The sequence below is a fragment of the Campylobacter ureolyticus ACS-301-V-Sch3b genome, assembly GCF_000413435.1.
GTDB lineage: Bacteria > Campylobacterota > Campylobacteria > Campylobacterales > Campylobacteraceae > Campylobacter_B > Campylobacter_B ureolyticus_A.
Window position 1 is genome coordinate 144,938 of the sequence record NZ_KE340328.1, and the last position, 20,173, is coordinate 165,110.

The 20,173-nt window shown below is 32.7% G+C and carries 15 protein-coding genes, 3 tRNA genes and 2 rRNA genes; 9 read left to right on the forward strand and 11 right to left on the reverse strand.

Annotation, left to right across the window (positions count from 1 at the left end; genetic code table 11):
• Positions 1-4: 4 nt before the first annotated feature.
• The 10 genes from HMPREF9309_RS07975 to murA all read right to left on the reverse strand — a co-directional run bounded on the left by HMPREF9309_RS07975 (position 5) and on the right by murA (position 9,182).
• Positions 5-1,174, reverse strand: coding sequence for a pyridoxal phosphate-dependent aminotransferase (locus tag HMPREF9309_RS07975; RefSeq protein WP_016647433.1), 1,170 nt, complete (start codon positions 1,172-1,174; stop codon positions 5-7).
• 38 nt (positions 1,175-1,212) lie between these two features.
• Positions 1,213-1,908: a serine O-acetyltransferase gene (gene cysE, locus HMPREF9309_RS07980; RefSeq protein ID WP_016647434.1), complete on the reverse strand. Its 696-nt coding sequence runs from the start codon at positions 1,906-1,908 to the stop codon at positions 1,213-1,215.
• A gap of 10 nt (positions 1,909-1,918) precedes the next feature.
• A complete protein-coding gene (gene speA / locus HMPREF9309_RS07985; RefSeq protein WP_016647435.1) occupies positions 1,919-3,763 on the reverse strand; it encodes a biosynthetic arginine decarboxylase in 1,845 nt (614 codons plus the stop codon).
• Positions 3,753-4,982 carry a histidine--tRNA ligase gene (gene hisS, locus HMPREF9309_RS07990; RefSeq protein WP_016647436.1) on the reverse strand — a complete coding sequence of 410 codons (1,230 nt, stop codon included), beginning with the start codon at positions 4,980-4,982 and terminating at the stop codon, positions 3,753-3,755. The genes speA and hisS overlap by 11 nt, the downstream gene beginning before the upstream one ends.
• On the reverse strand, positions 4,979-5,554 hold the full coding sequence (tmk, locus tag HMPREF9309_RS07995; protein WP_016647437.1) for a dTMP kinase: 576 nt from the start codon (positions 5,552-5,554) through the stop codon (positions 4,979-4,981). The genes hisS and tmk overlap by 4 nt, the downstream gene beginning before the upstream one ends.
• A complete protein-coding gene (gene coaD / locus HMPREF9309_RS08000; protein ID WP_016647438.1) occupies positions 5,538-6,026 on the reverse strand; it encodes a pantetheine-phosphate adenylyltransferase in 489 nt (162 codons plus the stop codon). The genes tmk and coaD overlap by 17 nt, the downstream gene beginning before the upstream one ends.
• The gene (locus HMPREF9309_RS08005) at positions 6,023-6,574 is read right to left on the reverse strand and encodes a UbiX family flavin prenyltransferase (protein ID WP_016647439.1); all 552 of its coding nucleotides are present in this window, start codon (positions 6,572-6,574) and stop codon (positions 6,023-6,025) included. The genes coaD and HMPREF9309_RS08005 overlap by 4 nt, the downstream gene beginning before the upstream one ends.
• Before the next feature lie 43 nt (positions 6,575-6,617).
• Positions 6,618-6,692 (reverse strand) — tRNA-Gly (locus HMPREF9309_RS08010).
• Between the two features lie 39 nt (positions 6,693-6,731).
• Positions 6,732-7,910, reverse strand: a complete 1,179-nt coding sequence (locus HMPREF9309_RS08015) for a molybdopterin molybdotransferase MoeA (RefSeq protein WP_016647440.1) — start codon at positions 7,908-7,910, stop codon at positions 6,732-6,734.
• Between the two features lie 3 nt (positions 7,911-7,913).
• Entirely contained in the window at positions 7,914-9,182 is a 1,269-nt protein-coding gene (murA, locus tag HMPREF9309_RS08020) for a UDP-N-acetylglucosamine 1-carboxyvinyltransferase (protein WP_016647441.1), read from the reverse strand.
• A gap of 158 nt (positions 9,183-9,340) precedes the next feature.
• On the opposite strand from murA, the gene HMPREF9309_RS08025 reads away from it, so the two are divergent.
• The 5 genes from HMPREF9309_RS08025 to HMPREF9309_RS08045 are packed head-to-tail and all read left to right on the forward strand — an operon-like array spanning position 9,341 to position 13,673.
• Entirely contained in the window at positions 9,341-9,985 is a 645-nt protein-coding gene (locus HMPREF9309_RS08025) for an NlpC/P60 family protein (RefSeq protein ID WP_016647442.1), read from the forward strand.
• Between the two features lie 21 nt (positions 9,986-10,006).
• Positions 10,007-10,540 carry a rhomboid family intramembrane serine protease gene (locus HMPREF9309_RS08030; protein ID WP_016647443.1) on the forward strand — a complete coding sequence of 178 codons (534 nt, stop codon included), beginning with the start codon at positions 10,007-10,009 and terminating at the stop codon, positions 10,538-10,540.
• Between the two features lie 18 nt (positions 10,541-10,558).
• Complete coding sequence (locus HMPREF9309_RS08035) at positions 10,559-11,821, forward strand: M20 family metallo-hydrolase (RefSeq protein WP_016647444.1); 1,263 nt, start codon at positions 10,559-10,561, stop codon at positions 11,819-11,821.
• A 37-nt stretch (positions 11,822-11,858) separates the two neighbouring features.
• Positions 11,859-12,347, forward strand: a complete 489-nt coding sequence (locus tag HMPREF9309_RS08040; RefSeq protein ID WP_016647445.1) for a SixA phosphatase family protein — start codon at positions 11,859-11,861, stop codon at positions 12,345-12,347.
• A gap of 9 nt (positions 12,348-12,356) precedes the next feature.
• A complete protein-coding gene (locus HMPREF9309_RS08045) occupies positions 12,357-13,673 on the forward strand; it encodes a hypothetical protein (protein ID WP_016647446.1) in 1,317 nt (438 codons plus the stop codon).
• Between the two features lie 38 nt (positions 13,674-13,711).
• On the opposite strand, the gene rbr is transcribed toward HMPREF9309_RS08045, so the two are convergent.
• The gene (gene rbr / locus HMPREF9309_RS08050; protein WP_016647447.1) at positions 13,712-14,296 is read right to left on the reverse strand and encodes a rubrerythrin; all 585 of its coding nucleotides are present in this window, start codon (positions 14,294-14,296) and stop codon (positions 13,712-13,714) included.
• A gap of 510 nt (positions 14,297-14,806) precedes the next feature.
• Here rbr and HMPREF9309_RS08055 point away from each other — a divergent pair.
• The 4 genes from HMPREF9309_RS08055 (at position 14,807) to HMPREF9309_RS08070 (ending at position 20,115) form a co-directional block, all read left to right on the forward strand.
• Positions 14,807-16,318: ribosomal RNA gene (locus HMPREF9309_RS08055) — 16S ribosomal RNA — on the forward strand.
• A gap of 144 nt (positions 16,319-16,462) precedes the next feature.
• A tRNA-Ala gene (locus HMPREF9309_RS08060) sits at positions 16,463-16,538 on the forward strand.
• A gap of 3 nt (positions 16,539-16,541) precedes the next feature.
• Positions 16,542-16,618, forward strand: a tRNA-Ile gene (locus HMPREF9309_RS08065).
• 606 nt (positions 16,619-17,224) lie between these two features.
• Positions 17,225-20,115: ribosomal RNA gene (locus HMPREF9309_RS08070) — 23S ribosomal RNA — on the forward strand.
• The 16S and 23S rRNA genes sit together here with 2 tRNA genes alongside, the layout of an rRNA operon.
• Positions 20,116-20,173: the final 58 nt, after the last annotated feature.

The window sequence follows — 20,173 nt, forward strand, 5'->3', positions numbered from 1 at the left end:
TATATCAGTAGTTTTCAACTAATTTTTTTATTCTATCAAGTGCTGTTTTTATCTCGTCCAAACTAGTTGCAAAAGAGAGTCTAAAATATCCATCCATTCCAAAGCCAACACCTGGAACAACTGCAACTTTTGCTTTTTCAAGGATATCTTTGCAAAGTTTCATTGAGTCTTGCTCAACTTCTTTACAATTTACAAAAAGATAAAAAGCTCCATCTGGGTTTAGTGTTTTTAAACCTTTTATATTTTCATTTATAAACTTAACTGCGTAATCTCTTCTTTTTTGATATTCTTTTCTCATAAACTCAATATCTTTATCACTTTGTCCTAAAAGTGATGGAATAGCTCCTGCTTGAACTATTGAGCTTATGTTTGAAACACTTTGGCTTTGAAGTGCTTTACAAGCTTTTATTAGTTGCGTATTTGGTGTTGCCATATATCCAAATCTCCAGCCTGGCATTGCTCCACATTTGCTAAGTCCATTTACTGTAATTGTTCTTTGAAACATATCATCATTGATGCTTGCTACTGCATGAAATTCATGTTTGTAATTTACTTTTTCATAAATTTCATCACTAGCTACCATTATATCTGTGTCTTTAAGCACATCAGCTAATGCAATTAACTCATCTTTTGAGTAAATTGCTCCAGTTGGGTTGCTTGGAGAGTTTAAGATTAAAAGTTTTGTTTTTGGTGTTATGGCATCTTTTAGTTGTTTAGCCGAAATTTTAAAATTTGTTTTTTCGCAAGTTTTTAAAAATACTGGAGTCCCACCAGCATATTTTACCATTTGTGGATAGCTTACCCAATATGGAGATGGGATTATAACTTCATCACCATCATCGATTAGGCATTGAATAATGTTAAAAAGTGAATGTTTTGCTCCAACATTTGTAATAATTTCAGAAGTTTTATAGTCTAGGTTATTATCTTTTTTTAGTTTTGTTTGAATTGCTTTTAAGACTTCTGGAGTTCCTGGGATTGCTGTGTATTTGGAACAGCCTTTTTCCATAGCTTTTATAACGGCATCTTTTATAACTTTTGGTGTGTCAAAGTCTGGCTCTCCTGCACTTAGGCTTATAACATCTTCGCCTTTTGCTTTCATCTCTTTAGCTAGTGAGCTGATTGCAATTGTTATGGACTCTTCTAAAACGCTTACTCTTTTGGAAAGTTTCATTTTCGTTCCTTTTTATGAAATTTGGTTAATTATATCTTTTATTTTAAAGAATTCAAATACGCCTTATAAAACTCTTCAAGTTTTTTATCTTTTTCAAGCTCATTTATATCATCTTTACACAATGCATCTTCTAAAATGCAAATTCTTTCTATTAAATATAAAAATAACTCTTTATTTATATCAGGAATTTGGTTGTGAGAAAGTGGTTTTTCCTTTTTTGAACCTATTATTTTAGCAGGAATTCCTACTGCTGTTGAGTTAGCAGGAACATCTTTTACCACAACTGAGTTTGCGCCGATTTTTGAGTTTTCGCCAATTGTAATGTTTCCAAGTATCTTTGCTCCAGCTCCTACAACCACTCCATTTTCAAGTGTTGGGTGGCGTTTTTCTTTTTCTAAACTAACTCCACCTAAAGTAACTCCTTGATAAAGTAAAACTTCATTTCCAATTATTGCAGTTTCTCCTATAACAGTTCCTGTTGCATGATCTATAAAAACTCTTCTTCCTATTGTTGCGCCAGGGTGGATATCAACTCCGGTTAAAAATCTTGAAATTCCAGATATTACTCTAGCTGTTCTTTTAAATTTTTTTCTATATAAAAAATGAGCGAAGCGGTGATTTACAATAGCCCAAACTCCAGGGTAGTTGAAAAAAAGCTCCACAAAGCTATTATAAGCTGGATCTTGCCTTTTAGGCTCACTTAAATCTTCTTTAATAATATTGAAAAATTCCATTACTAACCTCTTAACCAAAAGATTTTAAATATCCGTTATCGTTTAAAAATAGATAAAGCTCTCCTAAGATATGCTTTTTTTGTTTTTCATCGACTAAATTTGAACTTTCTATTCTTTGATTTAAAATTTCTTGGATATCACTTACATCATAATCCATATCTTCTAATATATCAAGAACTGATTGGGATTCTAAAATATCTTTTATTTCAAAACTGCCATCTTCTTTTAGCATAATGGTTGCCTCTGTTGGATGGACAAAAAGATTATGATCCATTCCAAGAACTTCTTGATATGCCCCAACCATAAAAAATCCTAAAAAATAATCCTCTTTTTCAACATCTACATCGTGTAAAAATAAAGGATTATTAACTGAATTAAAGCTTATTTCTCCATCGCTATCACAAGTTATATCCCAAATTGAAGCTGATCTTGTTGCACGCTCATCAAGTTTAGTAAGTGGCATAATAGGAAAATGCTGTTTTAAACCCCAAAAATCAGGCAAAGACTGAAATAGTGAGAAATTTACTAAATATCTTTCTTGAACTTCGTCTTGAATTTTTAATAAATTTGAATAGTTTAATTTATTTCCTAAAATTTCCACTGATTTTTTTATAATTAAATGAACTAAAATTTCTCCATTTGATCTATCTATTAAATCAACATATCCTAAATCAAATAGTGTTAAAATGCTTTCCATGTGGGCAATTGCATCGTTTAAATATTCAAGTGCGTTTGAGCTTTTTATGTTTTCATATAAATATGCAAGTTCTGTTATTAAAGGTGGATTTTCACCCTTTAAAGATAATTTTTCTTCTGTATATTCTTGTGAAAAAAGTTCCAACACAGATGCTACTAAAACAGCATGAGAAGCAGCTACATAACGGCCAGATTCTATAAAAATATCAGGTTGAGCAACATTTTTAGACTCAGCAATTGTTTTAAATAAAAACACGACATCATTTGCATACTCTCTTAAAGTGTAGTTTTTTTCTGCTGTTTCTTTGGTTTGTGAATATTCAACTGATAAGCCGCCACCTATATTTATAGCTCTTAGATTTTTAGCTCCCATTTTCCTAAGTTCTGCGTAGATATTTCCAGCTTCTGTTAGGGCTTTTTTAAGTGGGTTAATCTCATTTATTTGCGATCCTATATGAAAATGAATCATTGTAAATTTTTCTATAAGCCCAGCATCTTTTAATAAATTTATAGCCTCAATAAGCTCTGTTGCAGTTAGACCAAATTTTGAGTTTATGCCACCACTTTTTTCCCAGATTCCGCTACCTGAACTATGAAGTCTTATCCTAAGACCAATATTTGGCTTTGGTGTAAAGCGCTCTTTTGCTGTTTCTATAATAGCCTCAAGCTCACTTAACCCCTCAATTGTTAAGGTTATATCATGACCCATTTCAGCTGCGATAAAGCCAATATTTATAAGTTCTTTATCTTTAAAACCATTTACTGTAATTGGAGCTTTAAAATTATTATAAGCCATAGCTAGTAAAAGCTCAGCTTTACTTCCTGCTTCAAGCCCATAATTAAAAGGCTTTCCAATCTCAACTAAGTGCTTTACAAAGCCAGGATATTGATTTACTTTAAGTGGAAAAACAGCATTAAAAGTTCCATTATAATCATTATCTTTTCTAGCTCTTTCAAAGTTTGAATAAATATCAACAATTTGCTTTTTGATAAGATGTGGAAAACGAAGTAAAATAGGGCCTTTTATACCATCGTTTCTAATTTCTTTTACAATATCTATTAGTGATGGCTTAAAATCAGTATTTAAACAAACCTCTCCATCTTCAATAATAAAATTTGAATTTCCCCAAATATTTAATCCATAAAGATTACTGTTCATTTAATTTTCCTTCTAAATTTGAAAGTTTTATCTTTTGGTTATCACCATTTTCTAGGTTTTTATACCAAATTTCGTTATTTTTAAACTCATTTTCGCCGATGCAAAGAAATATCAGTTTATTTAAGTTATCAGCTGATTTTAGATGTTTTGCAGGATTTTTAGCCTCGTAGCTTACTTCGACTTTATATTTTTTTCTTAAATCCAGCCCCAAAGAGTAAATTTCATCTATAAATTTATCATCTAGTGCGCAAAGATAAATTCCATCTCTTTTTTCTTCTTTATTTCTTATAGATAAAATTTCCATTACCCTTTCAATCCCAAGAGCAAATCCAACACCAAAAGTAGGTTTTCCACCTAAATACTCAACTAAATTATCATATCTTCCACCACCTAAAACTGCACTTTGTGAGCCAAGCTCATCGCTTACAAATTCAAAAGCTGTTTTAGTGTAATAATCAAGTCCACGAACTAGCTTTGGATCAACTTCAAATTCAATGTTGTTTTTAGTTAGTATTTCTTTAAGTTTTTCAAAGTCACTTTTACACTCATCGTTTAAATTTTCTGTTATCAAAGGTGCGTTTTGAAGAGCTTTTTGGCAAGATTCATTTTTGCAATCAAGCACTCTTATTGGGTTTGTTTTAATTCTTCTTTGGCAATCATCACAAAGAGTTTGTGAGTTTAAAAACTTAACTAGTTTTTCTTTATAAATAGGCATACAGTTTTTATCACCTAAGGAGTTTATTTTTAAAGTTGTTTTTATATTAAGGCGTTTTAAAATCTGAGCTCCTATTATAATAACACTTGCATCTTCATAAACTGAATTTTCCCCAAAACACTCTATTCCAAATTGGTGAAATTCTCTAAAACGACCTTTTTGTGGTCTTTCGTACCTAAACATAGAACCATGATAAAAGTATTTTCTAACTCCACCAGCTTTATCAAATTTATGCTCTATAAAGGCTCTTACAACGCCCGCAGTTCCTTCTGGCCTAAGACAAATACTATTATCGCTTTTATCCTTAAACTCATACATCTCTTTATTTACTATATCGCTACTTTCACCAACACTTCTTATAAAAAGTGAAGTTTCTTCAAGTTTTGGAATTTCTACAAAGTTATACCCAAAATTTTCTGCTGTTTCTTCACAAATTTTAATAATATGTCTATATAAATTACCATTATCTATGATATCTTTCATCCCTCTAAGTGCTTTTATCATTTTATAAACTCCTTGATTTTTGCGTGAATATTTGAAATTTCATCACTTGCATTTAGTTTTAAAACTTCAAATTTGAGATAATTTAAAATCATCTCCATATTTTCTTGAACTGTTAAAAGATATTTTATACCTCTTTTTTCTATATTGTCTAATTTTTTATTGAAAAGTCTGTTTTTAAGTGTATTTTCATCAGCTTTTAAAAAGATAAATTTATCGCCAAAATGCCCATTTAATGCAAATTTATTAAGGCTTATTAATTCATCTATATTTAAATTTTTGTCATTTGTCAAAGCATAGCTAATGCCAGATATAAAACTTCTATCGCTTAATATCAAATTATTTAAATTTGGTTTTATGACTTTTTCATAATGTTCATTTCTATCGGCTAAGAACAAAAATAACTCAGCTTTTTTTGAAATTTCATCACCGTTTAATAATAAATTTCTTATCTTTTTTCCAAATTCGGTTCCACCAGGCTCTTTTGTTATAATAGCATCTTTATAAATTTCTTTTAAAAGATTAATTTGTGTGGTTTTGCCGACGCAATCAATTCCTTCAAATATCACTAGCATCTTCATCCTTTAAAATATCTAAAATTTCTTTTGGAACTAAATGTGAAATATCGCCTTTATGATAAAAAATAGATCTTACAACAGAACTGCTTATAAAGGCGTTTTGTAGTGTTGGCATAAGATACACAGTTTCAAATTCATTCCATAAAGATGAGTTTGCATATCCCATTTGAAGTTCATATTCAAAGTCACTAACAGCTCTTAAGCCCCTTATAACCGTGGCAATTTTTTGTTCTTTTGCAAAATCTACTAATAAATTTTCAAAACTTACTACTTCAACATTTCCTAAATTTATAGTTGCAGCTTTTACCATTTTAAGTCTTTTTTCTATATTAAAACTAGGCTTTTTTGCATCATTTAAGGCAACTGCAACAACAACTTTATCAAAAAATCTTAAAGCCCTTTTTATAACATCGATATGTCCGTTTGTAATGGGATCAAAGGTTCCAGGATATATGCAAGCTCTTCTCAAATTTCCCACCTTTTATAAATTTCGTTTTTTATATCTAATAAATCAAGCCACTTTCCAAGTATAAAATTCTCTATTTCTAAAATATTTTCAAACCCAGCATAACTTCCCAAAACTGGCGGAGATATAATTACTCCTTGACTTGAGAGCTCATACATCTGTTTTAGGGATATTGTAGAAAATGGCATTTCTCTAACGCATAAGATTAATTTTTTTCTCTCTTTTAGTGCAACTGCTGCGGCTCTTGTTATTAAAGTATCGCAAATTCCTGAGTGAATTTTTGCCAAAGTATTTATAGAGCAAGGTACAATTATGGTTTTATCTATTTTAAATGAGCCAGATGCAGGGCCTTCATATATATTGTTATCATCAAAAAATTTAACATCTTTATAGTTATTTTCATTAAAAATTTGATTATTTTCTTTTTCTAAAACTATTTTTGCATTTTTACTTAAAACTACAAAAAGTTCATTTTCTTTTTTTATATGCGGTATGAGTTTTAAACCTAAATTTACAAGGCTTGCACCTGTTATACAAAGTAAAATTCTCATAGATTTTTACCTGTAAAATTTGTTGGGTTTAAGTATTTAAAAATGGAGCGGGAAACGAGATTCGAACTCGCGACCCCAACCTTGGCAAGGTTATGCTCTACCCCTGAGCTATTCCCGCATAAAAAATAAAAAGATTTTAATCTTATCATACTAATCCTTAATCAAGCTTTAAAATTTCTATAATTTCACCATCTTTTAACTCTTTTTTATCCAAATCTGCTAGATAAAGATGAGTTGCTTTTGCAAGTGGAGAAATCGTTCCTGAGCCAAATTTATTATCATCAATTACTTTAAAACAAAAATCATCATAAATTCCTAAAATTGCATTTATTCTTCCACTTTTAAGTTTTAAATTTCCACTAAATTTTGCCTTTGAAATTTCAAAAAAATCATCATTTTGATTAATTAATTTCTTAAGTGTTGGAATTACTAATAAAAATGCTAGTAAATATGCAGCTGTTGGATTTCCAGCTAAAACAAAAACTATTTTTTCATCTTTTATAAAACATTTTGTAGGACGACCAGGTTTTATATTTACATGATCAAAAATTTCCCTAAAACCAAAATCTTTTAAAATTTCATCCATATAATCTTTATCTCCAGCACTTGCACCGCCACTTGTTATAACAAAATCAAACTCTTTAAAGCAGTTTTCAAAACTTTCTTTTATAACTAAAGGCTCATCTTTTGTTATTCCTAGATACTTACTTTCAAAGCCATTGTTTTTTAAAAGAGCCTCTATACCGCTTGCATTTGCGTTATATATTTCGTATTCATCTGCTTTTTGCCATGGCTCTTTTAGTTCATCTCCACTTGAAAATAGGGCAATTTTTGGTTTTTTATAGATTTCAACTTCATTTATTCCTTGACTTGCTAATAGCATAATTTTTCTAGGAGTTAGAATCTCTCCTTTTTTAATTAATATTTTACCTTTTGTAACTTCCTCGCCTTTTAGTCTATATCCATCAAATTTTTTAATCTCATTTGGAAGAAATAAAACATTATTTTTAACATTTGCATCTTCTGTTCTTAGAACAGTATCAGCACCTTTAGGCATAATCGCGCCTGTCATTATCTTATAACACTCATCATCTTTTAAGTGAAATTCTTTTTTTTCTCCTGCGTAAATTATGCCTTTTATTTTTAGAGTTTTTCCTACATTTTTGTGATTAAATGCATATCCATCAAGTGCAGAGTTATCAAAACAAGGAAGATCTTTTATAGCAACTATATCTTTTGCGCAAATTTCATTTAAAGCTTCATTTAAAAGTGCAATTTTTTTTAAATTTATGCTTTTTATCTCATTATAGATTAAATTTAAAGTTTCATTTATCATAATTTAATCCTCTTTTTTTCGTGTTATTTTTGCACCAAGACTTGATAGTTTTTTTTCTAAACCCTCATAGCCTCTATCAAGATGATAAATTCTATGAACTTTTGTTGTGCCTTTTGCTACAAGTCCTGCTATAACGAGTGCTGAACTTGCTCTTAAGTCAGTTGCCATAACATCTGCTGCACTTAAATTTTTACCATTAATTGTGGCTGTGTGGGTGCTTAGTTTTATATCAGCTCCCATTCTAAGAAGTTCTGCAACATGCATAAAGCGGTTTTCAAAAAGTCTTTCATCTATTATACTAGTTCCATTTGCAGCGCAGCAAACAGCCATAAATTGAGCTTGCATATCTGTTGGAAAACCAGGATATTCAGTTGTTATTATTTCAGTTGAGTTTATTTTTTCAGCCGGTAAAATTGTGATTTTATCTTTTTTAATTTCAAATTTAAAACCCATATCTTCAAATTTACTTAAAATAGCACCAAGATGATTTGGTTCACACTTTGAAATAGTTATTTTAGAATTTGTTATAGCAGCTGCACAAAGGTATGTTCCAGCTTCTATTCTATCGGGAATAACTTCAATATTTTTAATATTTAAAAGATCTTTTTTTGTGCCTTTTATAGTTAGTTCATCGCTTCCAATGCCTAAAATTTCAACTCCACTATTTTTTAAAGCTTGGCATAAAGCAACAACTTCAGGTTCTTTTGCTGCATTTATTAATTTTGTAGTTCCATTTGCAAGAGCTGCTGCCATTATTATATTTTCAGTTCCAGTAACTGTAATTTTATCAAAAGTAATAGTTGCACCCTTTAAGCCATCTTTTGGGGCAGTTGCAACTACATATCCATCTTTTATTTCTATTTTTGCACCCATTTTTTCTAATGCTAAAAGATGTAAATCAATCGGTCTTGCACCAATTGCACATCCTCCTGGAAGTGAGACTTCACATTTTCCAAATCTTGCTAAAAGTGGTCCTAAAACTAAAATAGAAGCTCTCATTTTTCTAACTATATCGTATGTGGCTTTTGTCGAGTTAATGGAGTTTGTGTTTATTTTAATACTGTGGTTGTCTAAAAACTCAGTTTTTGCACCTAAGTTTTCTAAAAGTTTTATAAGTGTTTTTATATCAACTACATTTGGCAAATTTGAAATAACTAAATCATTTTTTGCCAAGATACTAAGAGCAATAAGCGGTAATGCCGCATTTTTTGCTCCAGAAATTACAACTTCACCACTAAGTTTTTTTCCACCTACTATTTCTAAATACTCCATTTAAAATCACCTTTTTAAAAAATAGTTAAAATTATACAAAATTTTTACTTACAAAAATGTAATAGTGCTAAATATCGTAAAATTTACAAAAATTTGATAAAATTACCTAAGTTTTTGATTTTTAATTTGTATTTGAAATTTAAGTAATGGAAATTTTTATGGAAAAAAAGTTATTATTAGTTTTTTTATCACTATTTTTTTTAACAGGATGTGTTAAAAAACAAGCCATGATAGATGTTCCTATAACCGAGGATTTAGACTTTGAAAGCGGATTTTATGTTAATGAAAACTTTATAAAGACTTTAGAATCTCTTGAAGAAAAGAAAAAAGGCAGAGATTGTTCAGGGCTTATTTATCTCATAAATAAAAAAAATGATAATATCTATTTTTTAGAAGAAGATATTTATAAATTTACTCCAAAAAGTGGCAGAAGATCGGCTGGAATTTATAACTTTTATAAATCAAATAATAATATAATTTTTAAATCTCCAAAAATAGGTGATTTAATATTTTTTTACAACACTACAAGAAACACTAAATACTCTAAAATAAAACAAATTACACATATTGGCGTTGTAAAAGATGTTTTTAGTGATGGAAGAGTAAGTTTTTTACACAATGTCCGTGGAGTAAACAGAATTGATTATATCAATTTGTATCAAAAAAATAGTCATAAAGTAAATGATAAAATAGAAAATAGTTATATTGTAAGATGCTCTAAAAATAAAATTTCTTGTCTTGCGTCAAATCGTTTTGCGGGATATGGAAAAGTAGACCATGAAAAAATATATTTTGAAAAATAATCGTAGCAAAAGGATAAAAATTTGAAAGTTACTAACACACTAATTGTATTAAATTTAATAATATTTATTTTAAGCCAGTATGTCCTAAGTACAAATTTAGTAATGAGCTATTTTGGACTTAATTATCTATTTTTTAGTGGATTTTATTGGCAAGTATTTACTACTATGTTTTTACACGCTTCATTTTTACATGTTGCTATGAATATGGCAGTGCTTTATCAATTTGGCTATATTTTAGAAAGATATTTTGGAAGTTTAAAATTTGGATTTATTTATATTATTGGTGGAGTTATAACATCTATTTTAAGTCTTGCTTATACATATTACATGGCAAGACATGGTGTTGTTGTAAATTTAGTAGGAGCTAGTGGGGCGATATCTGTTTTACTTGGGGTTTTAGCTAAATTAGATAAAAATATGAGAAATGGTTTAATAATGGCAATTTTAGTTATAAGCTTTGTTCCAATGCTTGTTGGTATAAGAGTTGGTTGGTATGCGCATCTTTTTGGTTTTGGTATTGGGTATTTATATGCTAAAATTTCTTTAAAAAGATAAATTTAAAAGGATAAAAAAATGATAAATGAAAAAAGATTTAAAGCGGAATTTGAAGAAATTTCAAAATTTGGAGCTATTAAAGGAGATAGATATTTGGAAAATGGAGTTTTAAGTGGTGGCTTAACTCGCCTTGCATTTAGCGATGAGGAAAAAGAAGCTAGAAAATATTTAGAAAGCTTAGCTTTAGAAGCAGGACTTAAATACAAAACCGATGAAGTTGGAAATATTTTTATAAGATATGATGATGTAAAAGAGCCTGATTTGCCAGCTGTAAGTGCTGGTTCGCATATTGATAGTGTTCCAAATGGTGGATTTTATGATGGAGCACTTGGTGTTATGGCTGGACTTGAAGCTATAAAAAGTATAAAAGATAGTTGTAAAAAAATAAAAAGACCACTTGAGTTAATAGTTTTTGCCTGCGAAGAATCAAGCAGGTTTAAAATGGCAACTGTTGGAAGTAAACTAATAGCTGGAAAATTAAATCTTGATCAACTTAATTTTTTAAAAGATAAAAATAGCATTTCGCTTTTTGATGCGATGCGAAATTTTGGACTTAGTCCAAATAAATATTATAATGCTGTTTTAGAGCCATCAACATATAAAAGTTATTTAGAGCTTCACATTGAGCAAGGTCCAGTTTTAGAAAATCACAATATTTCAGTAGGAATTGTTACAGGAATAGCCGCTCCAATTCGCTATGAACTTAAAATTTATGGAAGAGCTGATCACAGCGGTGCAACTCCTATGAATATGCGAAGTGATGCACTTTTATGTGCTGCAAAAATAATTTGTGAAGTTAATAAAATCGCATTAAAAGGAAAAACAACAGTTGCTACTGTTGGATATGCAAATGCAAAACCTGGTGTTTTAAATGTAATTCCTGGAGAGTGTGTTTTAGGAATAGATATAAGAGATATAGATAAAGAGATGCTTTACAAAATAGATGGTGAAATTACTAAGATGATAGATCAAATTTGTAAAAATGATAAAATTGATTATGAGCTTACAAATTTAGTAAAAGATACACCTGTTGTGCTTAGTAAAACTCTTGCAAATATACTTGAAAAAAATGCTAATGAGTTTGGCATAAAGGCTATAAAACTTCCAAGCGGGGCAGGGCATGATGCTATGAATATGGTTGGAGTTGCCGATGAGGTTGGGATGATATTTATCCCTTGCAAAGATGGAGTTAGCCATAACATGAATGAGAATGTAAATTTTAAAGATGCTATTTTAGGAGCTAATGTTTTGGCAAAAACTATGCTTGAGCTTGCAATGTAGGTTATAAATTTAGCATAATTTTTAAGAAAGAAAGAAAATGAAATTTGTTTATTTTATAAGACACGCAAAAGCAAAAAAAGAAGCAAGTAGTGATTTTTTAAGAAAATTAAATAAAAGAGGCAGGGAAAATGCCTCATCTTTGGGAAAATTTTTAAATGAACTTAGTATAATGCCGCAAGCTTTTTATACAAGTAGTGCAGTTAGGGCGCTAAGTACAGCAAATATTATCGCCGAAAAGATGAATTTTAAAGGCGAGTTTAAGAGTTTTGATGAGCTTTATGATTTTGAGGGAAAAAATCTTTTGAAATTTGTAGAAAATTTAGACGATAAATTTGAAACAATTTTTATAGTAGGGCATAATTATGCAATTACAAATATTTGTGAAATTTTGAGTGATTCTGCTATTGGAAGCATTCCAACGTGTGGAATTTTTGGCATTGGTTTTGATATTGAAAAATTTTGTGATATAGAAGAAAAAATAGGCAAAGTTTTACTTTATGATTATCCAAAAAAACATCTTATTTAAGGAGATATTTTGCAAGGTCAAGTTATAAGTGATCAATTTATTATAGGTGATGATGGGCTTTATTATAGATATAACAAAAGCCTTACGCAAAATGTTGCTATCGGAGATATAGTTAGTTTTGAAGAAAGTGATAATATCGCTATAAATATTACTTTTGTTAGTAAAAAGCCTCCAAAGGAGGAGCCAAAAGAAAGCGTTTTAGAAAAAATTAAAAAGGTAGATATTGAAAAACTTAAAAATCGTGATTTTCCAAAGATAGACTTTAAAAAATTTTTAAATCTATTTAAATCTAGAAAAAAAGATGATAAAAAAGAAACTATTTTTGAGGAGTACGAAAGTCATTTAGATGATGGTTCTGATGAGCCAATTGTAAAAAATAGTAAAATAGATGAGAATTTAGAAAATAAAATTGAAAAAGTAAAAACAAGTAAAAATGATAGTAAAGATGATAACAAATTTGTTTTTACATTTAATGTTGGCAATGACAAAGATAAAAATAAAGATACTAAATTCCCAAATTATAATAGTTTTGATAAAAAAACTTCTTCAAAAAAATCAATTTTTGGAAAAATTAAAAATCATAAAAATGACAAAAAAGAAAGAGATTTTACTATCCAAGATGATATGATTAAAAAACCAAGTAAAAACCAAAAAGATATTTTTACGGCTAAAATCATCGCTATTTTTTCATTTTTGATTCCTGTTTTAGTGGTTTCTGTAATTTTTTATCTCAATTATGGAACATTGGACACTTCTTATAAAAATATGCCTTTAAATACAGCTATTTTAGTGCTTGGTTCTTTATTGGTAATGCCTATTGGAACATACATAGCACTTAAAATAATTTCAAATTTAAGTGGCTCGGCAATTCATATAAATTATCTTAAAGCGATATTTTATCCATTAATTTTAATATTTTTATTTATGTTTATTTTTGGATTATCAAATGCGTTTTTAGTAGATTTACAATCCAAAGAGATATTAATTATTGGAAATATAGCTCTTTTTGTTATTTTAATATTATTAATCATATATTGCATTAAATTACAGCTTAAGGTGTTTTTCGAGCTTGCTAGACTTACAAATGTTGAGCTTTTTAAGTTTTATGCTGTATTAATTGTCGTTTCTGTTATTTTAAACTCACTTCCATATTTATTTGGAATATTTATGGTTTTATTAATTATGTTTGGAAATTTTTTCGTAAATATTTTACCAATTTTAAATCTAATAAGCTTTGCCTCTTATTTTGTTGGTCTTTTAAGTTTTTTTATTTATTTAATTGCATGGATAAAAGTAAAGAATGTGAAAAAAGCTATGTTTGCTTAAATTTATAAAGCTCAAATTTAAAATTTGAGCTTATTTTTTTAATATGTTTCTTTAAAAACTTCAAAATGTGCTTGTGGATGATCACAGGCTGGACAAACTTCAGGAGCTTCTTTTCCTTCGTGTAAATATCCGCAGTTGTTGCATTTCCAAATGCAAACTCCATCTTTTTTGAACACCTTACCACTTTCAATATTAGATATAAGTTTTTTATATCTTGTATCGTGAGCTTTTTCAGCTATTGCAATATGCTCAAACACACTTGCAATCTCATCAAAACCTTCTTCTTTTGCTATTCTTGCAAATTCTGGATACATGTGTGAGTGCTCTTCATGCTCACCCTCAGCAGCAGCTTTTAAATTCGCTAAAGTATCTGCTAATACAATAGGAAAATCATTTGAAATTTCTATTTTTTTGCCATGCAAATCTTGTATTAGAAATTTATAAAGCCTTTTTGCGTGAGCTTTTTCATTTCTTGCTGTTTCTAAAAATATATTTTGAATTTGAACATAACCATCTTTTTTTGCTTGAGCGCCATAATATTCATATCTTATCGCAGCTTGTGTCTCGCCGATAAATGATTTCATCAAATTTACAGCAGTTTTTGTTCCTTTTATACTTTTCATATTTTTCCTCCTAAATAAAAGTTCTATCATTTTATCATATTATTGATAAATAAAAAATTAAAATTTTGATATTGCACAGAAATTATAACTTTCAAACAATAAACCGAATACATTAAAATGTATAAGAAATTTTTTTATTGTATGTATCAAAAAGCCAAAATGTATTTTTCGCACTATTTCACTTTTTCACACCTTCCCCAAAACATTTTCCCCCACTTTAATCAAACTTTAAGCTTTATGTTTGTATAATTTCATTTCCGTTTTACAAAAGACCTCTTAAACGAGTTGTTTAAACAGTTCTTTTTTATAAAAAACGAGTTTTTTAAATTATTAATGTTAAACTATAAAAATCAAATTTTAAAGTCAATCTTTGAAATCTAAACAAGTGATCGATTGAGCTAGAAATTAAAAACAATATCTTTGTATTATATATAAAGGTATTAGATAATAATTTATTTTTATTTAAAGATAAATAATAAAAGTTTTTAGATTAAAAACTTCATAATATTTTTTATGGAGAGTTTGATCCTGGCTCAGAGTGAACGCTGGCGGCGTGCCTAATACATGCAAGTCGAACGATGAAGTCCTAGCTTGCTAGGATGGATTAGTGGCGCACGGGTGAGTAATATATAGTTAATCTGCCCTACACAGAGGAACAACAGTTGGAAACGACTGCTAATACCTCATACTCCTATTTGGCATAAGTTAAATAGGGAAAGTCTTTTCGGTGTAGGATGAGACTATATCGTATCAGCTAGTTGGTAAGGTAATGGCTTACCAAGGCTATGACGCGTAACTGGTCTGAGAGGATGATCAGTCACATTGGAACTGAGACACGGTCCAAACTCCTACGGGAGGCAGCAGTAAGGAATATTGCGCAATGGGGGAAACCCTGACGCAGCAACGCCGCGTGGAGGATGACACTTTTCGGAGCGTAAACTCCTTTTATCAGGAAAGAATAATGACGGTACCTGATGAATAAGCACCGGCTAACTCCGTGCCAGCAGCCGCGGTAATACGGGGGGTGCAAGCGTTACTCGGAATCACTGGGCGTAAAGGACGCGTAGGCGGATTATCAAGTCTTTTGTGAAATCTAGTGGCTTAACCACTAAACTGCTTAGGAAACTGATAGTCTAGAGTAGGGGAGAGGTAGATGGAATTCTTGGTGTAGGGGTAAAATCCGTAGAGATCAAGAAGAATACCCATTGCGAAAGCGATCTGCTGGAACCTAACTGACGCTGAGGCGTGAAAGCGTGGGTAGCAAACAGGATTAGATACCCTGGTAGTCCACGCCCTAAACGATGTATACTAGTTGTTGCTTTGCTAGTCAAGGCAGTAATGCAGCTAACGCATTAAGTATACCGCCTGGGGAGTACGGTCGCAAGATTAAAACTCAAAGGAATAGACGGGGACCCGCACAAGCGGTGGAGCATGTGGTTTAATTCGAAGATACGCGAAGAACCTTACCTGGACTTGACATCCTAAAAACATCTAAGAGATTAGAAAGTGCTAGTTTACTAGAATTTAGTGACAGGTGCTGCACGGCTGTCGTCAGCTCGTGTCGTGAGATGTTGGGTTAAGTCCCGCAACGAGCGCAACCCACGTGTTTAGTTGCTAACAGTTCGGCTGAGCACTCTAAACAGACTGCCTTCGTAAGGAGGAGGAAGGTGTGGACGACGTCAAGTCATCATGGCCCTTATGTCCAGGGCGACACACGTGCTACAATGACATATACAGTAAGACGCAATATCGCAAGATGGAGCAAATCTATAAAATATGTCCCAGTTCGGATTGGGGTCTGCAACTCGACCCCATGAAGCCGGAATCGCTAGTAATCGTAGATCAGCCATGCTACGGTGAATACGTTCCCGGGTCTTGTACTCACCGCCCGTCACACCATGGAAGTTGATCTCACTCGAAGCAGGGATGCTAAAATAGCTACCTTCCACAGTGGTATCAGTAACTGGGGTGAAGTCGTAACAAGGTAACCGTAGGAGAACCTGCGGTTGGATCACCTCCTTTCTAGAGTACAAATAGATATTCTCTCACAAGATATCTATAAGAAAGATATAAGTATTAATTATACTTATAGTGTAATAGACAAACTAACTCAATCATCCTTGTTTAGTTTTCAGAGATTGTTTTAAGATTAATAATAGAGCTAAAGGGGAATTAGCTCAGCTGGGAGAGCGCCTGCTTTGCACGCAGGAGGTCAGCGGTTCGATCCCGCTATTCTCCACCATAAGGGCCTGTAGCTCAGCTGGTTAGAGTGCACCCCTGATAAGGGTGAGGTCATAAGTTCAAGTCTTATCAGGCCCACCATTAAAAACATCATAGTAAAATTATAATCTATAGTTTAATATATACTGTTTTATAAAAATATAAGATAATCTAAGATAAAATACCTACCTTTATTTTTATAATCCAATAAAGTCTAATTAGAGAGTTAATAACTAATTAATTTTCTAATTAGATTTTATAATCTAAATGTTATTTAAATTATCATTGTTAAAAGTCACAAAAAGTTTTAATAAAATAAAACAATTTTACAGGACTTGTTAAAGCTTTATATCTATATAAATATAAAAGCAAATCTTTTAAATTTAACTGTTATCAAGTTTAAAAGTTTAAAGATTATACACGAAACAATAAAGTTTTTAAAACTTACTTTATAGTTTATAATCTCTTTCCGTCTTAATTTATATGATATAAACATTATAAAATAAATTAATTTTATCTTTAACAAGGAAGTGATGCGAATTAGAATATCAACATAATAAATAATTCTAATAAGACTTTTCATTAAGCGATAACATCTATTTAAAAGTAATACGAAGTTGCTTTAGCAACTTTGTGCTTTAGGTGGTTCAAAGGAGTGTTTACACTCCTTGCCGCAATAAGAGCTTTGCTCTTATGAGAAGTCAAAAAAGGTAAGCTACTAAGAGCGAATGGTGGATGCCTTGGTTGGTAGAGGCGATGAAAGACGTGCTAGACTGCGATAAGTCTCGGGGAGTTGTCAAGGAACTTTGATCCGGGAATTTCTGAATGGGGAAACCCAGTATATAGTGATATATACTACCTATATGGAGCAAACGTGGGGAATTGAAACATCTTAGTACCCACAGGAAAAGAAATCAAATGAGATTACGAAAGTAGCGGCGAGCGAAATCGTAAAAGGGCAAACCACTAGTTTACTAGTGGGGTTGTAGGACTGTAACATAGACTAAAAAGAGTTAATAGAATAATCTGGAAAGTTTAAGCATAGAGGGTGATACTCCCGTATATGAAAACTCTTTTTTACTTAACAGTATCCTGAGTAAGGCGAGGCACGTGAAACCTTGTCTGAATCTGGGAAGACCACTTTCCAACCCTAAATACTACTACCAAACCGATAGTGAACAAGTACCGTGAGGGAAAGGTGAAAAGAACGGGGGTGACCCGAGTGAAATAGAACCTGAAACCATTTGCTTACAATCATTCAGAGCACGATTCTTTATGACGTGTGATGGACTGCCTTTTGCATAATGAGCCTGCGAGTTGTGATATCTGGCAAGGTTAAGGAAATCCGGAGCCGTAGCGAAAGCAAGTCTTAATAGGGCGTTTAGTCAGATATTGCAGACCCGAAACGAAGTGATCTATCCATGAGCAGGTTGAAACCGGTGTAAGAGCCGGCGGAGGACCGAACCCGCTGACGTTGAAAAGTCTTGGGATGACTTGTGGATAGGGGTGAAAGGCCAATCAAACTTCGTGATAGCTGGTTCTCTCCGAAATATATTTAGGTATAGCGTTATGTAGTAATTAGAGGGGGTAGAGCACTGAATGGGCTAGGGCATACACCAATGTACCAAACCCTATCAAACTCCGAATACCTTTAATGTAATCATAGCAGTCAGGCGGCGAGTGATAAAATCCGTCGTCAAGAGGGGAACAACCCAGACTACCGACTAAGGTCCCAAAATCTTATTTAAGTGGAAAACGATGTGAAGTTACTTAAACAACCAGGAGGTTGGCTTAGAAGCAGCCATCCTTTAAAGATAGCGTAATAGCTCACTGGTCTAGTGATTTTGCGCGGAAAATATAACGGGGCTAAAATAAGTACCGAAGTCGTAGACTTAGTTTTACTAAGTGGTAGGAGAGCGTTGTATTTAGCGTTGAAGATGTACCGGTAAGGAGCGTTGGAGCAAATACAAGTGAGCATGCAGGCATGAGTAGCGTTAAATCAGGTGAGAATCCTGATCGCCGAAAACCCAAGGTTTCCTACGCGATGCTCGTCATCGTAGGGTTAGTCGGGTCCTAAGCAAAGTCCGAAAGGGGTATGCGATGGAAAATTGGTTAATATTCCAATACCAATTATTATGTGCGATGGAAGGACGCTTAAAGTTAGTGGAGCTAACTGATGGAATAGTTAGTCTAAGGACGTAGGTTGAGTTATAGGCAAATCCGTAACTCTTTATCCAAAATCTTAAAGGCTTACAAAACTCTTCGGAGTAGCGTAAGAATCCATGATACTATCGAGCCAAGAAAAGTTTCTAAGTTTAGTAATAATTGCCCGTACCGTAAACCGACACAGGTGGGTGGGATGAGTATTCTAAGGCGCGTGGAAGAACTCTCTTTAAGGAACTCTGCAAAATAGCACCGTATCTTCGGTATAAGGTGTGCCTACCAGGGTGCAAGCCCTAGAGGTTACAACAAAGAGTCCCTCCCGACTGTTTACCAAAAACACAGCACTCTGCTAACACGTAAGTGGATGTATAGGGTGTGACGCCTGCCCGGTGCTCGAAGGTTAATTGATGGAGTTAGCATTAGCAAAGCTCTTGATCGAAGCCCGAGTAAACGGCGGCCGTAACTATAACGGTCCTAAGGTAGCGAAATTCCTTGTCGGTTAAATACCGACCTGCATGAATGGCGTAACGAGATGGGAGCTGTCTCAAAGAGGGATCCAGTGAAATTGTAGTGGAGGTGAAAATTCCTCCTACCCGCGGCAAGACGGAAAGACCCCGTGGACCTTTACTATAGCTTGACACTGCTACTTGGATAAAGATGTGCAGGATAGGTGGGAGATTATGATCTATAGATGCTAGTCTATAAGGAGTCATCCTTGAGATACCACTCTTCTTTATTCGGGTAGCTAACTAGCCTAAGTTATCCTTAGGTAGGACAATGTCTGGTGGGTAGTTTGACTGGGGCGGTCGCCTCCCAAATAATAACGGAGGCTTACAAAGGTTGGTTCAAAACGGTTGGAAATCGTTTATAGAGTATAAAGGCAAAAACCAGCTTAACTGCGACACCGACAAGTGGAGCAGAGACGAAAGTCGGTCTTAGTGATCCGGTGGTTCTGTGTGGAAGGGCCATCGCTCAAAGGATAAAAGGTACCCCGGGGATAACAGGCTGATCTCCCCCAAGAGCTCACATCGACGGGGAGGTTTGGCACCTCGATGTCGGCTCATCGCATCCTGGGGCTGGAGCAGGTCCCAAGGGTATGGCTGTTCGCCATTTAAAGCGGTACGCGAGCTGGGTTCAGAACGTCGTGAGACAGTTCGGTCCCTATCTGCCGTGGGCGTAAGAAGATTGAGGAGAGTTGACCCTAGTACGAGAGGACCGGGTTGAACCAACCACTGGTGTATAAGTTGTCCTGCCAAGGGCACCGCTTAGTAGCTAAGTTGGGATGTGATAAGAGCTGAAAGCATCTAAGCTCGAAGCCAACTCCAAGATTAATCTTCTTTTAAGAGCTCTTATAGACTATAAGTTTGATAGGCTGGGTGTGTAAGTGATGTAAGTCATTTAGCTGACCAGTACTAATAGCTCGTTTGCTTATCTTATTTTTATCTACTTAATATAATAAGTAGAGTTAAGCATCACTTCCTTGTTAAGGATAAA